This is a genomic window from Corynebacterium felinum (assembly GCF_030408755.1).
GTDB classification, from domain to species: Bacteria; Actinomycetota; Actinomycetes; order Mycobacteriales; family Mycobacteriaceae; genus Corynebacterium; species Corynebacterium felinum.
Window position 1 is genome coordinate 2006449 of sequence record NZ_CP047209.1, and the last position, 13991, is coordinate 2020439.

Below are 13991 nucleotides of genomic sequence, written 5' to 3' on the forward strand. Positions count from 1 at the left end.
TGGGGAGCATTTGTTGTGAATATCAGGGCGTTAATCCTTGAAGCCGAAGATGAGTCCGAGGAAAATTCCTGTGCTGGTGCCAATGATGATTCCCAGGGGAATGTCATCGATGATGGTGCCGAGAATTAGGCCGAATGAAGAACCCAATGTTAACGCTAAGAAGTAGCTGATGCCCTTCTTTTTAGCTTGAGTTTGGCTTGGCACCGCGTCAGAATCCGGAATACTCATGAGCGAGCAATTCTTTGTTTCATCGTTTTTATCCATGCCCGCCATAGTAGCAAAGGATTTTCAGTAAGGTCTGTTGTGGAGCTCGACGACCATGACACTGGAAGCACGCTTACACGTGTATCTAGACACGTCTTCGGAAACTTTGCCTGTTCCCCTGTACTGCCCCTGTGTTTAGCGTTAGCCCAGATTTTTCATGGGGTGGGTTTGGTGGTGGTGGGTTGGGGTGGTGTGTTTGTGGGGTTGGTTGGTTCACCTTCGCCCTTTGATTCGTGGTTTTTAGGGCAAGGTGTGCGTCCATAAAGTTGTGTGGGGTTTGGGGGTTGGGGTGTGCCTGCAGTGTGGCTGCCAGATCGCGTGTGTGGGCCTAGGGGTGTTAGGGTTTTCGTTTCTTCCAGCGTGGCTGTAGAAGGCTCTGGGTGTAGCCAATAAGCGTGACCAGTGTGTGGGTGTGGGGGTTGTGCTGGTCAAGCTGGAGGATGATGCGTCTGCTGCTTGTGGTGATTTTTGATGCAACCGCAACAAACCTTACACGGATAGTCTTCGGCACCCATGTCCACCAAGGCTTGCTTGTTTCTTGGTGTGAATGATCCTTGTGGTGGCAGGCGTCGATGAGTTTCGTCCAGGTAAGAAGTTGGTGGGATAGTGCAACGATCAAACACCAGATTTGGTTCGCCCCGAATTGTTTAAACGGCAGTTTACTAAGGCCTTGGTCTTTGGTGTCTTTGATGTGTTGTTCACATAAAGACCGATTACGGTAGCAGTAGTCAATGTGTTGAATATTCCCAATAAGGTTCGTTACGCACAGTTGGGCGCGAACACCATGTTGGTTGAAAAGACTGTGTTGGCACCCTGGGTGGGGTGGTTCGATTCGTGCGATAACACGCATATCCTCGGGGTAGTCAGCTAGAAGATTCACCAAAGGTTGGTGCTCATCTATATTTGCGGTGCGCAGTAGTCCGGTGATGTCTTCAAGGAAATGGTTCTCATCACAAACCAGATCCCCTGAAGCACGCACAATCGGCACCCGAGTATCCCACCGATCACAGTCTTTGCCTGTGTGAGCACTGGTTCCCAAGTGTTGTGTATCAGCGTTGGTTGTTTGTTGGGATTGAAGGTGATGGTCAAGGGTGATGCGCGCTGTCGGCGGGGCGGAATAACCCAGAACATACCCAAGGTTGTGATCGTTGAGGAAACTGATGAATTTCTTTGTCCCACCAGCACTGTCAGCACGGATGACTAATCGTTTGCCCCAGGGTTGACCATCACTGTGATCAGGCAGGGTGGCAAGAATCTCGTCAACAAGCTGGCAGTGATCACGAATTGTGTTTGCCCCGGCATTTCCTGGTCGAAGCAGGCAGTTAAGAAACTCCCCACCAGGCAGACCGATGCTGGTGTAATCAATAAAGGCACATAACGGGTGGAAACCAAAGCCTTTCTTATAGGTAGGCGTCGCGTTTTCCTTATCGGAATGTGCGGTAATCAACGTGGCATCAATATCGATAACCAGTGGTTGTTCAACTGTTGCCACCCGATGCGGAGCGTGATCACCTAACAAATCCCACACCCTAGTGCGAGCTTGTTTCGCTGCGTGGATAAACCCTTCTCGCACATGCTCGCTGGTATCTGCATATTCTGTGATCCGCCGCCATGCGGTTGTCACTGACGGTAACGATTTTGATGCTAACGCGGTTGAAACAGAAGAAAGCAAGGTGATGTCGTGGACATCATCCCCACCAGCAATCAACGATAAAGCCAGATTCACCCACACATCCCCTAACGTGTGCGTGAGCCCAGAACGCGGCAAAGCGGAATCAAGGCAGTCACTTATTCCCACCAATTCGGCTACGTGAGCAAACGGTAACACCCCCGCACCGGATACAAGATGAGAACAGCTAGCAACCCGTGGAATGTATGTGGTAGTCTTCACCTTGAAAGTGTTTCTTTCTGCCTAGATTATTGACTTCAAAACATCTCTATTCTAGCAGGTCAAGAAGCACTTTCTTTACTTTTTGCTCACCTTTTCACCCCACACCCATGAAAAATCCGGGTTAGACTAAACTTTCGACACGAGGAACATGGAGGTGAGAAGAATAATGCAACCAGACCGTGCAGTTTCAATTAAGTTGAACGGTGAACTTGACGAAATTGAGGCGAAGACCGTTATTACCGCGCTTGAACTGTTAACGAAGTTAGTGCAGGATTTCTTGCCTTCATCTACAAAGGTCACGATGGCAAAGCTTGAAGAAGGAAGTGCCATTCTCGGGGTTCATGTCGATGAAGAGATTGAGCAGCGCTTAACTAAGGGCATTTATCAAATCCTCGAAGATCGAGAAATCCCTTCCGACTGGTCTTTGAAACAAGTCAAGAATGTGCATGATCTTGCGAAGCTTTCGCAGCGTTCGGGTGTGGAATCTGTTGCTCTAGTAGATCACGAGAACCGTGTTTTAAATGTCCTCGATAATTCTTTAATCAATGCTGTTGAAAAAGCACTGAAAGAGCTTCCATATTCGTTAGGTTCGGTACGTGGCGAACTCTATAGCTATTCTGCTTCGAGCCCTACATTTGTGGCTAAGTTGCGTTCAGAAGCCCGACATGGAGTAGTTCGAATCGAATTTGATGAAGACCTCGACCCACAAGTGAGATCACTATTGCGCAAGAATGTTGATGTGTACGGCTTAATTCAAAGGCACCCTGAATCCAATCAGATTTCCTATGTTCGGGTTCGTCGTATCGAACAAGCCCCCGATACACCTAATTACCTCAGTGGTCGGGGCATTTGGCGCGATTGTGCCCCTGATGGAATTAGTGCAGTTGAACTGGTGCGTAGGATGCGCGATTCCAGTAATCATAATGGTGCATCGGAGGTTCCCCGCGCTCGTGAATGCTAAATCATCTTCTCAACCAATTTCTGTAGCAATTGATACTTGTTTGATTATTGGTTTGTTTTTTGATGAAGACCCGGAACTTTCTGAAAGCACAGAACAACTTTTTGAAGATAGCCGGTTTCAGGTCTATATTCCGACTCTTGTTGGTGTGGAAACCATAGGCACTCCCAGTATGCGCCTTGGTGCCCAAACCCCTCCGATTTCTAATGAGAAAATTGGGTTGGCCAAAAAGTTTCTTGATGGCTGTGGCGCTTTCTGGATTGAGCTTGATGTCCGCGCGATGAAACGGGCACAGAAGCTGGCAACAGAATTTATGATTAGGCCTGCCGATGCGTGTGTTGTTGCCTGTGCCATCGAAGCTGGCTGCAAATATCTTTTTACCAAAGACGACAAGCTCATCACTAGCGCACAGAGCCTACAAGAAATTAAGGTGACAAAACCTGTAGTTGAGGGTCAAGGATCTCTGTTCCCAATACCACACTAATCAGCCTGCTACCTTATTAATCTGCTCCAATCGTTGGGTGATTGCCACTACGAGAGCTTTGTTGCCTGAGAATACTTCAAACGGTGATCCGTACTGGTCAAAAGGCGTGGAGTGGGCGGGGTTTCCAGCAAACCATTTCGGCTGAATACTTCAATAATTTTCGTGACAAACCTTGATGTATCACTCATCCAACACACAAATCCGGTTTGCCACAAACTCATAAGTACCCGTGCGGATTCCACTAATTCGCCCATTCTCGCTACTCAAACCTAAGTAGTGCTCACCCAACTGAAGCACATCGCCGACGCGATCCACATCGGAATAAACGGAATCAATAGCACCTGTTTTGTCACCAACCGACAGCGCACGCGCTGTAATGGCTGGGTTCGGTGTACCTTCCACAGAGGAAAAACCCACCAAATCTTTTCCGTGATACACAGCAGCGAAATCACCAAAATCGTGGAATTGACACCCAGCTTTTTCATAAGAATTCGGGCTGGTTGGTTTCGATTTCATTCCAAACGGTCCAGCCAAACCAAAACCGAAAGCCATCCGCCCCATCGCGGTCAACGCCTGCCCATCAGCAAAATCCTCAACGCCGTGCACGGGAGTGAGCTCATTGTTATAGCCCGCGTCAAAACCAACGAGCCACTGAACCAGGAAGAAATCCCTCGTTCCTAGAATCGGATAGTACGCAAAGCTACTATTGCTCGACACACCATTCCGACTAGGAGCACCTTTGAAATACAGGTCAGCTTCTGCTTGGCTGGCAAAGCGGAGGCCATCGAACCTGTTATACGGAAGTAAATACTTGATGCGTGCATTAAAGGGATCGTCATCCCCCACTTCGGCATACACCACAAATTTCTCCAGATGGTGCATAACAATGTAGTTACCCACACGGTAAAAGCCATCAGCACCTGCAAGATTGTTCAGTATAAAAAGCTTCTCCCGATGCTGCCCCAGTCGATCCCCTACCCGAACTGATCCCATAGATTGCTCGTTATGGAATTGCCGGTCCGCATTGATCGTATTACAACGACACAAGGTGATATCTTCCACTGTGTTTTCCACAGTTGTCACCCGCCAGAGGTCAGTTTCAGTAATAGCGAAATCGTGCTCGCGTTGACCCCGTGGCAAATTCTGGACTCGAATTGGCTGACCTAAAAGCTTTTCCACCTCGTCAAGCGAGGCACCAACCCGCAAGCCATCAATTGTTTCACTCCCCGGGCCTAAAATAATTTTGACAACACTTCCGTTCTCCACCACGAAAGCACAGTCGCGATATACCACTGTGCAATCGCCAGAGCATTCAGCAAATTCCGCAGCAATCAACTTCAACTGGTCGAGAGAATCGCCTAGCGCAATACCCTCGACGCCTTGTTCGGACAGATTCAGTTTCGCAGTCTCATCGCGAAGCGCCAGGAGTCGGCGAGTCAGCTGCGCATCAGTATGCGCGCTCACAGCAATGCCACCAGTGGACTGGGCAACAAATGCCAATTCACTCGCATCTTCCTTGAACACCACAGCATCAAGGCGCACCTTCGGATACGTGTTTTTCAGAAAATCCGCCAACTCGCCAAGATCTCCGCCGCACGTATCCATGCCGTCGGAAAGCACAACGATCACGCCCTCCTCTTCGGGTTGGAAACTACGTGCTGCCTCCATAATCGCCGACACTAGTGGGGTCTGGCCACGTGGTGTGAAGTCAGCTTTAAGCCACTCGACAATGTCGTGCTCATGCTCGAATCCAGCAAGCTCATATAACGCGCAGTCCCCACCGAACGCATCAATATCTACCATGCTCGGATTTTGGAAACTGCTTAAAAACTCCTCGGCCGACTGCGCCGCAATGTCAAAACGGGTGCGCTCACCTTCATATTCATTCATGCTGGAAGAGATATCGACCAACAATTTAGTCGGGGGCTGAGGATCATCGACAGTGCGAATATTCACACCCTTATCTTCTGATTCTCGCGGGCTTTGCAGCCCGTCAGGTATTGCACAGCCCGCAACACTGAACGCCATCATGCCAATAAGAAGCATTACTTTACGCACCACAGCTCGGGCTCCTTCACGCACCACCACGACCGATACCCCTCACGGTAGCATGAACACTACTTCTATTTAAGGGGAAATAAAGCCCTATCCCCCGATTACACAGAGATAGTACGATGAGGTTTTCAAGAGCGCGGGCTAGAGCCGTAGCAGCACTGCGGGCACCCGTAGAAGGAGCAAACACCATGCTCAAAATACTTCAAAGCTTTTTCGAAGTGTCACACAATGCCCTCAGGCCATGACAACCATCGCGAAAGCTGCGTTAGCCGTTTTACGGCTTAACCACAAAATATTCTGGCGAGTACACCTCACTACATAAAGGCACTGGCCATACTCAAAGGTACGGCCAGTGCCATGCGCACAATGGTGAGATCTGCCTTGCCACCTTGTGTGTCATTCACGAATATCCCTCATGAACTAGGGGTGGTTTTAATTACCCGTTACCTCCTTTTTCGGTGGGCGAGTAACAATTTCAACGGCAATTCCCACCAAAATGGAAACCACAATCACCGCGATTGCCATGAATTGAACAGGCTCAGGATGTAACTGCTGACCATCCAAACTCAAAGAATAAGCTGCTAAGCCCAGTGCAAGCACTACCCCACCCACGAGATACACCATCAGTGGGCGAGCATTAAGCGCCGAGCGCACCAACGAAAGCACAAACACAGGAATCATTGCGGCGATAAAAAATCCCGTAAGCCACATTGTGGCCTCACCGATTCCACCAGGGCTGCGGTCAAGAAAAACAATTGCCAGCATTATTCCAAAAACTACAATCGTCACAACCGCAGCAATGAGGGGATCAATCCATCGAAGTCTTCGCATAATACATCACTCCTTCCAACCCCCAGCCTAGTGAAAAAGAGAGGAGATTAGGCTTTAGCCCCTAGCGAAGAAAGTGGGCTCGACAGGGCCGACAAAATCTTGAACAATCCCTTCACACCGTTGACAATCATCACTGCTACACGGTGATGGAACTCAGAATATGCATCGCCAGGAATAGGGTCTTCAAGCACAACATTTCCTGATTCGTCCATCACCGCACCGGGGAATCCTAGACTCCACAAGAATGCCGAGAGCCAAGAACCCTTATATTCTTCCTCGTATGCTGGCAACCCTTGAGGGAGCGTGCCCCCAACATTGTCCACATTCAGATACGGCAACCGTTCGCGCGATTTCCCATCGCACTCAGTCATCGCGACAAACATCTGATTCGCACTCAATGCCCACCGGTTATACTCAACAACTTCGAGTTGCCGTGCCGTGCGGTGAGTACTGCGGGTATCCCGCTGATCCAGTGCCGCAATCAACGACAAGTGTCGCTTCAGCCCTGCAACCTTGGCGTCATAGCCTGAAAAATCAATGGGATCGATAGCAACAACGCGAGGCAGGTGGAAGAACTGGTCACTCGTTGGATCGGTATCAATCACTCGGATGGTTTGGCGCACCCGCGAAGCGGCGTTAACTGCCTGTGTACGCATGAATCCCAACGCCATGAGCTTATCGCGCAGCGCATTTCCGAAATCATCAGCTGCAGCTAACAAGCGCAGTTCCTCAATGGTCAAGCCCGTATTGATCGCGAAAATCTCCAATGCGCGGCTAGCCTGAGCTTTCACCTTCGCAGCTAATTCGGCGTCGCGCCTAGCATCCACAGTTCCTTTGGCAAACGTACACGTGCCATCGGCAGCCTTCGTGACCTGCACCTTGTAATAGTCTTCTTCCAAAGCTTGCGCGGCTGGCGCCACACCCAATACCAACGCGCCGGCTAGTACAGCAGAAAAGATCTTGGATTTCATGATGTTATCCTCCTGAAAACACGTAGAAAAAACCTTATCTATTAAAACCATAGGTTTTTATGCGCGAAGCGTTACACAAGCCACATGAGTGAACACAGGCGAATTCACTCACGGATACTGACGAATCGAGTAGGGTGCCGGGTTTCCCGGCAGCCCTCTCACACCACCGTACGTGCGGTTCATCGCATACGGCGGTTCCTTACACCAATACAGAGTATTGACTGTGCTTATAGTTCCAATACGCCACGGCTGATACGAGGTTCTGGTCATTCCAATACGCATTAGTAAGCGTGGTTGTAAGCACCCACGAGCCAGCGATACGCCAGTAGGACTTACTGGTATTAGCCCACTCATAGGCCTTTTGTTTATCCACACCCAAGCGGCAGAGGTTCCGTATCCGCGTTCGGATACGTTTCCACTGCTTCCATACGCACATCCGCAGTCGACGACGAAGATGCTCATCCAGCCGGTTAAGAAACACCTTCGCATCCGCCAACGCGAAATAACCAAGCCATCCACGCAAATATTTGTTTAACCGGTCAATGCGATACTCCATCGACACCGACCACGATCTTGCCGTAAGCTCTTTCACTCGGGCTAAAACCCTCACCTTCGTGGCCTTAGTAAGTCGAAACCGATACTGATCACCACGAACCAGATAGAACCCATAGCCTAAAAGCTCCGCCTTAATCGCATGACAAATAGTGGACTTCTCCTGATTAACCCGCAGCTTTAACTTCCCCTCCAGAAACTTCCCAGACTGGGCAAGCGCACGCTGCGCAGCACGCTTGGAACGAACAAAGACCCGAATATCATCAGCATAACGAACAAACTTCGTGCCCTTAGATGCAAGATAATGATCAAAATCATCCAACATGATATTGCTCAACAACGGCGATAACGGTGACCCCTGCGGAGTCCCTGCATCACTACACCGAACAACACCATCAGCCATAATCCCAGCGTTTAAATACGCCCGAATAAGCTTCAACACGCGCTTATCGTCAACCTTACGAGCCACCCTCGACATCAACATGTCGTGATTAACCGTGTCGAAATACTTCGACAAATCAACCTCAACAACCCACACATACCCCTCGTTAAGAAACCCACGTGCGGTCTTTAACGCCATATGTGCGCTACGTTGAGGCCTGAAACCAAAAGACACAGGCACAAACCCCACATCAAAGATAGGCGTAAGTACCTGCGCGATCGCCTGACAAATCACACGATCAACAACAGTCGGAACACCAAGCATACGCCAACCACCCGAAGGCTTTGGGATCATCACCTCACGAACCGGCAACGGCTTATACGTTCCCGCGTCAAGACGCTCACGAATGCCACTCCAGTGTTCGCGCAGATAAACGTCAATATCCTCAACACCTACCCCGTCCACACCAGCAGCACCCTTATTCGTCTTAACCCGCTCTAATGCAGTGCGGAGATTGCCACCTGAAAAGACTTGATTCCACAGATCAGCACCCGCACCAGTTGACACTTCCCCTACATCGGCAGACACACAACTAGGCACACCATGGCTATCGTCGGGATTCACCCTATCCTCCCCATAATGCCCACACACACGTGGTTGGCAGCTTTCACCGTTATGCATAACTACAATCCAGGTTCCATACTCAACAATGTAAAGTTCAGTCCTTCCTCGCTCACCCACCATAAGGGCTACCGCGGACCGCGGTGTCTCCCACGAGTACTATGACCTCGGCTGACTCCTACCACACCAACCCACAACAGGGCTTACCACACCTACTTGGCACAGTCTGTGACAGGCCTCCCCGATTAAGAACATGCTCTTTCCTCCTACAACCGCCACATCTACACACTAACCACTTCGATGGAACGGGCTTCGACTTCTTCGGCAGCCTTACCCAGATCAGCGCGCCTTATATGTGATTCGTATACCTCGGTGCAGGATTTCGCTTGAAGCTTCCTCCCCACAACACCTCACGATGCTGCAGTTGCCATCAGCTACATAGTTAAACCACCTTCACTATCAGGGACTCACACCCTTAAGAACATGCCCATGTCGGGCGAACCGAAAAAGCTCCTGTGCACCCCCTTTGAACAAAGGGGGTGCACAGGAGCTCACAAAAGATTATCGGAAATTACACCGTAGGTGGCAGCGACGTATCTTCGCCCAACAGGTGCACGTGAATCATATTGGTGTTACCAGATACTCCTGGAGGGGTACCAGCGACCATCACCATCATATCGTCACGGTTGTACTCATCCATTGCCAACAGCTGCTGATCGATCTGCTCCAGCATCTCGTCAGTGTTGTGCATCGGAGGAGTCAAGAAGGTGCGCGCACCCCACGTCAGCGCCAGCTGGCTGCGAACAGCCTGGTACGGGGTGAATACCAACAGTGGCAATTGGCTGCGTAGGCGGGCAACGCGCTTAGCAGTGTCACCAGAAGAAGTGAAGGCAACCAGTGCCTTCGCATTGAGGCGCTCAGCGATATCACGTGCAGAATAAGAAATCACGCCACGCTTGGTGCGTGGAATATGAGCCAAAGGAGGCACAGGGCCATCGTGCTCAGCCGTTGCCACAATACGGCTCATGGTACGCACCACGTTGTGTGGATCCTTGCCCACGGAGGTTTCACCGGACAGCATCACTGCATCGGCACCGTCTAACACGGCGTTCGCAACGTCGGACGCTTCCGCGCGGGTTGGGCGGGAATTCTCAATCATGGAATCGAGCATTTGGGTAGCCACGATCACTGGCTTCGCATTCTCGCGAGCGATCTGGATAGCGCGCTTTTGAACCAGTGGAACCTGCTCCAGTGGGCACTCCACACCAAGATCGCCACGGGCAACCATAATGCCGTCGAATGCCAGCACGATAGATTCCAAAGCCTCAACAGCTTCGGGCTTTTCCAGCTTGGCAATTACTGGTACGCGACGGCCTTCTTCATCCATGATGGCGTGAACAAGTTCAACGTCCTGTGGGGAACGAACGAAGGACAGTGCGATGAAGTCAACACCCAGCTTCAGTGCGAAGCGGAGATCCTCGATGTCTTTGTCGCTCAGCGCTGGCACAGAAATGTCCATGCCCGGAAGGGAGACACCCTTGTTGTTGGAGACTGGGCCGCCTTCAACGACTTCGCACACAACATCGTTACCGTCAACCTCTTTGCACACTAGGGCGACCTTGCCGTCGTCGACAAGCAAGCGATCGCCAGGCTTGGCGTCTTTCGCAAGATTCTTGTAGGTGGTAGACACGCGATCGTGGGTGCCTTGCACATCCTCAACAGTAATCCGGACTTCTTCCCCATCAGCCCACATCGTTGCGCCGTCGATAAAGCGACCGAGGCGAATCTTTGGACCCTGAAGATCGGCAAGAATGCCCACAGCGCGTCCGGTTTCATCGGTTGCTTCCCGTACCCAACGGTAGTTTTGCTCATGATCGGCATGCTCCCCGTGGGAGAAATTCATGCGGGCAACATCCATGCCGTCTTGAACTAGGCGTAAAATAGCGTCCTTGCTTGCAACAGCAGGACCCAAAGTACAAACAATCTTTGTGCGTCGTTCCATGCCCTAAACACTAATCCCGGAAAGCGTTTCGCGCTAACGCACCCCTTCGCGCACCCCTCATTCACTCACCCCACAAAATCACAACAAAGCAAACATGAGCGGGCTTAACTCCACATAATCGGCAGTGGATGGGCTGACACAAAAGGCGAGGTAAATCACTTTCTATCGCCAGCCCCACACGCCCTCACAGCCGTTGACCTTTAAGAATCTTCTTCACTTGCCTTCACCTTCGCATCAGCCCGCGCCGCGCCTTCCATCACCTCTGATGCAGCATCATCAACTGCCGACCCCAGCTTCCCACCAGCAACCTGCGCAGGAGTTTCACGCCCCTTCTTTAAACTGAAGAACACAATTGCCGCCACGATAAGCGTCACCACCGCCACAATCGCATTCACCCTCAAGCCACCGATCATGGTCGCCTCATCAGTGCGCAAATTCTCAATGAAGAAGCGCCCAAGCGTGTAGCTGAGTACATAAAGTGCAAATACTCGACCATGGCCCAGCTTAAACTTTCGATCCATCCAGATCAGGAACACAAACACCGCAACATTCCACACCAACTCATACAAGAACGTTGGATGCACGGTGGCAATCACCTCACCGGTCGAACGACCCGTCATCGGCGCATAGTTTCCTGCTTCATCCACACGGTAGTAGATTTCCAAGCCCCACCAAACGGTGGTTTCAGCACCATAAAGCTCCTGATTAAACCAGTTACCCAAGCGCCCAATACCTTGGGCGAGCACCACCCCAGGGGCTAGGGCATCAGCAAAAGGTGCAAAAGGAACTTTCTTGAAACGCAAATAGCCCCACACCGCAAGCGTGCCCACAATTACTGCACCCCAAATACCTAATCCACCGTTGGTAATTTTCAGCGCATCAATAGGGTTACAGTCTGAACAGAAATACTTATGGTTATCGGTGATCACGTGGTACAAACGCCCGCCGATAATGCCCGCAGGCACGGCAACAATTGCGGCATCTAAAACTACATCGGGGTTGCCGCCACGAGCTGCGTAGCGTTTACGCCCCACCCACAGGGCGATAATAATTCCGCAAATAATGCTTAAGGCATAGCCTCGTAAAGGGATGGGTCCTAAGTACCACACGCCTTGTGGGGGTGAGGGTATTTGGGCCAAGGTGGATATAATCACGTCACGCTCCAATGAGTTGCTTTCATTAACTTTGTGTACTTTCCGCCTAACCGAACCAACGCACTGTGTGCTCACCGCTGACACGCTGTGGATATGGCATAACCACAGCACCACCCGAGGTTCCCTAGGGTTCATGCGTTAGTAACCACACTCAGTGGGTGCAGTTCGGTCAGAGTCCACGGTGCCTTGACACAGGATACCCTGTTGCCATTCAGTTGCTGAGCAAGCACCTTGAGGCCATCGTTGGCGGCACTAGAATCCGCATCAGATCACACTGAGCGGTACAAGATCCCCACGCTTTACTGCTGTCCCCGTCCGGGGCAGGCTGGGTGCAGACCAGCACACACAAGGGCGCGGGTAAACGCCCCTGGGGAGTCGGCAGTCACCAACGACTGTCCCATGACCACGGCGTCGGCACCGGAGGCTGCATAGTCGTAGAGTTCGGCGGGGCTGCGCACACCAGAGAGCGCGATCTTGATCACCGAATGCGGAAGCCCAGGCGCGATTTCGCCGAACGCTTTCCGGTTCAGCTGCATCGTTTCAAAATCGCGGGCGTTGACCCCAATGACTTGTGCGCCTGCTTCGAGGGCGCGAGTTGCTTCATCGACGGTGCGCACTTCGACCAGTGCGGTCATTCCGAGGGATTCCACCCGATCAAGGAGGGAAATAAGATGTGATTGTTCTAAGGCTCCGACGCGCAGGGGGATCATGTCCGCGCCGAAACAGCGTGCTTCATGAATTTGATAGGGGTCGATGATGAAATCGCGGCACAGTATCGGCACGGTGACGTTGCTGCGCACCAGCGCCATTTCTTCTAAAGAGCCTTTGAAGTTTCGTTGTTCTGTGTGGCAGGCGATTAATGCCGCCCCACCTTTTTCAAATTCGTGGGCGAGATGCACTGGGTCAAAGTGGGCGATGATGCCCACGTGGGGTGCTGCGTGTTTGATTTCAGCGATGAGTTTGCACCCTGGCCCGCGCAGCGCTTTCATGACGTCTCTGGGTGGGGGTGCGTGTGTGCGGGAGCACTCTTTGATTTCACGAAAGGAGACCACGGCTTCGCGCGCTGCAACGTCTTCCTTGACGCCAGCGATTATTGTGTCGAAGACGGAAGTCACAACTGTTATCCCTACGTGTGTTGAAACTCAAAACGTTTGTTCAAGGCTATCGCCCCTAATGGGGGGTGTACAAATTGAGGGGTGCCCTCACTCGCGGTCGGTCGGGTCGATATCGGCGTCGAGTGCATCCCATTGCACGCGCCCTGAGTCGGGGTCGGTGTCGAGGTCGTGGACGATTCGTTGTTCACGTTGTGACTTGCGTTCGTAGGCGCTACTGGTTTTTGCTACCCCTGGTTTCAGTGCGAGGACAACACCTGAGACGATGCCCACAGCCATGGCGATCAGCGCGATGCTGGCAGGCAGTGGGTTGCTGCTGATTGCGGTGATTTCCGCCCAGGTGGCAAGCTGGGTGGGTTGCGCGGTGTTTGCCGAGGGGGCGCTTAAAATATTGAGGGCGCGCGCGGCATCGGGGGTGGTGATGAGGTGTTGAAGAATCGAGTAGCTGGCTAACACGCACACGAGTGTGGTGATCACGCCGACGATGCGTCGCCCGAGAGTTTTGAGGCTAAGACCAGCGAGGCAGGCTGCGCCGAGCACGAAGGAGAGAATCACGGTTTCGCTTGCCCATTGCGCCCCGAGCAGGGTGAGGCTTTTCGCTCCGGATTTATCATCGAAGGCTTCGACGTTGATCCAGGTCATGCGGGATGTTGCCCAGAGGATGAGCGCTGCGGCACCGATGCTGAGGCTGGCTGCTACTGACTTTTTCATGGT

12 protein-coding genes are annotated in these 13991 nt (G+C 51.7%); 2 read left to right on the top strand and 10 right to left on the bottom strand.

What is annotated here, in order from left to right; all coding sequences use genetic code 11:
• Positions 1 to 30 precede the first annotated feature (30 nt).
• Complete coding sequence (locus tag CFELI_RS08530) at positions 31 to 264, bottom strand: hypothetical protein (protein WP_277103483.1); 234 nt, start codon at positions 262 to 264, stop codon at positions 31 to 33.
• Positions 265 to 601: 337 nt separating this feature from the next.
• Positions 602 to 2155 carry an IS1380 family transposase gene (locus CFELI_RS08535; RefSeq protein ID WP_290258967.1) on the bottom strand — a complete coding sequence of 518 codons (1554 nt, stop codon included), beginning with the start codon at positions 2153 to 2155 and terminating at the stop codon, positions 602 to 604.
• 166 nt (positions 2156 to 2321) lie between these two features.
• Between CFELI_RS08535 and CFELI_RS08540 the strand changes: the two genes are divergently transcribed.
• Positions 2322 to 3116: a hypothetical protein gene (locus tag CFELI_RS08540; protein ID WP_277104492.1), complete on the top strand. Its 795-nt coding sequence runs from the start codon at positions 2322 to 2324 to the stop codon at positions 3114 to 3116.
• Entirely contained in the window at positions 3106 to 3597 is a 492-nt protein-coding gene (locus CFELI_RS08545; protein ID WP_277104491.1) for a type II toxin-antitoxin system VapC family toxin, read from the top strand. Before CFELI_RS08540 ends, CFELI_RS08545 begins: the two co-directional genes overlap by 11 nt.
• A gap of 180 nt (positions 3598 to 3777) precedes the next feature.
• Here CFELI_RS08545 and CFELI_RS08550 read toward each other — a convergent pair whose 3' ends face one another.
• From CFELI_RS08550 to CFELI_RS08585, 8 genes are all read right to left on the bottom strand, one after another.
• A complete protein-coding gene (locus CFELI_RS08550; RefSeq protein WP_277104490.1) occupies positions 3778 to 5655 on the bottom strand; it encodes a VWA domain-containing protein in 1878 nt (625 codons plus the stop codon).
• A gap of 429 nt (positions 5656 to 6084) precedes the next feature.
• Positions 6085 to 6483, bottom strand: a complete 399-nt coding sequence (locus tag CFELI_RS08555) for a hypothetical protein (RefSeq protein WP_277104489.1) — start codon at positions 6481 to 6483, stop codon at positions 6085 to 6087.
• 47 nt (positions 6484 to 6530) lie between these two features.
• The gene (locus CFELI_RS08560; protein ID WP_277104488.1) at positions 6531 to 7454 is read right to left on the bottom strand and encodes a hypothetical protein; all 924 of its coding nucleotides are present in this window, start codon (positions 7452 to 7454) and stop codon (positions 6531 to 6533) included.
• Positions 7455 to 7653: 199 nt separating this feature from the next.
• A complete protein-coding gene (gene ltrA, locus CFELI_RS08565) occupies positions 7654 to 8976 on the bottom strand; it encodes a group II intron reverse transcriptase/maturase (protein WP_290258968.1) in 1323 nt (440 codons plus the stop codon).
• A gap of 604 nt (positions 8977 to 9580) precedes the next feature.
• The gene (pyk, locus tag CFELI_RS08570; protein ID WP_277103225.1) at positions 9581 to 11011 is read right to left on the bottom strand and encodes a pyruvate kinase; all 1431 of its coding nucleotides are present in this window, start codon (positions 11009 to 11011) and stop codon (positions 9581 to 9583) included.
• Positions 11012 to 11211: 200 nt separating this feature from the next.
• A complete protein-coding gene (lgt, locus tag CFELI_RS08575; RefSeq protein ID WP_277103229.1) occupies positions 11212 to 12165 on the bottom strand; it encodes a prolipoprotein diacylglyceryl transferase in 954 nt (317 codons plus the stop codon).
• A 299-nt stretch (positions 12166 to 12464) separates the two neighbouring features.
• Positions 12465 to 13280 carry an indole-3-glycerol phosphate synthase TrpC gene (gene trpC / locus CFELI_RS08580; protein WP_277103224.1) on the bottom strand — a complete coding sequence of 272 codons (816 nt, stop codon included), beginning with the start codon at positions 13278 to 13280 and terminating at the stop codon, positions 12465 to 12467.
• A gap of 87 nt (positions 13281 to 13367) precedes the next feature.
• Positions 13368 to 13988, bottom strand: coding sequence for a TIGR02234 family membrane protein (locus CFELI_RS08585; protein ID WP_277103223.1), 621 nt, complete (start codon positions 13986 to 13988; stop codon positions 13368 to 13370).
• Positions 13989 to 13991 lie beyond the last annotated feature (3 nt).

Bases quoted from the DNA above. Each gene is read 5' to 3' on its own strand.
- CFELI_RS08530 (WP_277103483.1), bottom strand. From the start codon at position 264: ATGGATAAAAACGATGAAACAAAGAATTGCTCGCTCATGAGTATTCCG.
- CFELI_RS08540 (WP_277104492.1), top strand. From the start codon at position 2,322: ATGCAACCAGACCGTGCAGTTTCAATTAAGTTGAACGGTGAACTTGAC.
- CFELI_RS08555 (WP_277104489.1), bottom strand. From the start codon at position 6,483: ATGCGAAGACTTCGATGGATTGATCCCCTCATTGCTGCGGTTGTGACG.
- CFELI_RS08560 (WP_277104488.1), bottom strand. From the start codon at position 7,454: ATGAAATCCAAGATCTTTTCTGCTGTACTAGCCGGCGCGTTGGTATTG.
- pyk (WP_277103225.1), bottom strand. From the start codon at position 11,011: ATGGAACGACGCACAAAGATTGTTTGTACTTTGGGTCCTGCTGTTGCA.
- CFELI_RS08585 (WP_277103223.1), bottom strand. From the start codon at position 13,988: ATGAAAAAGTCAGTAGCAGCCAGCCTCAGCATCGGTGCCGCAGCGCTC.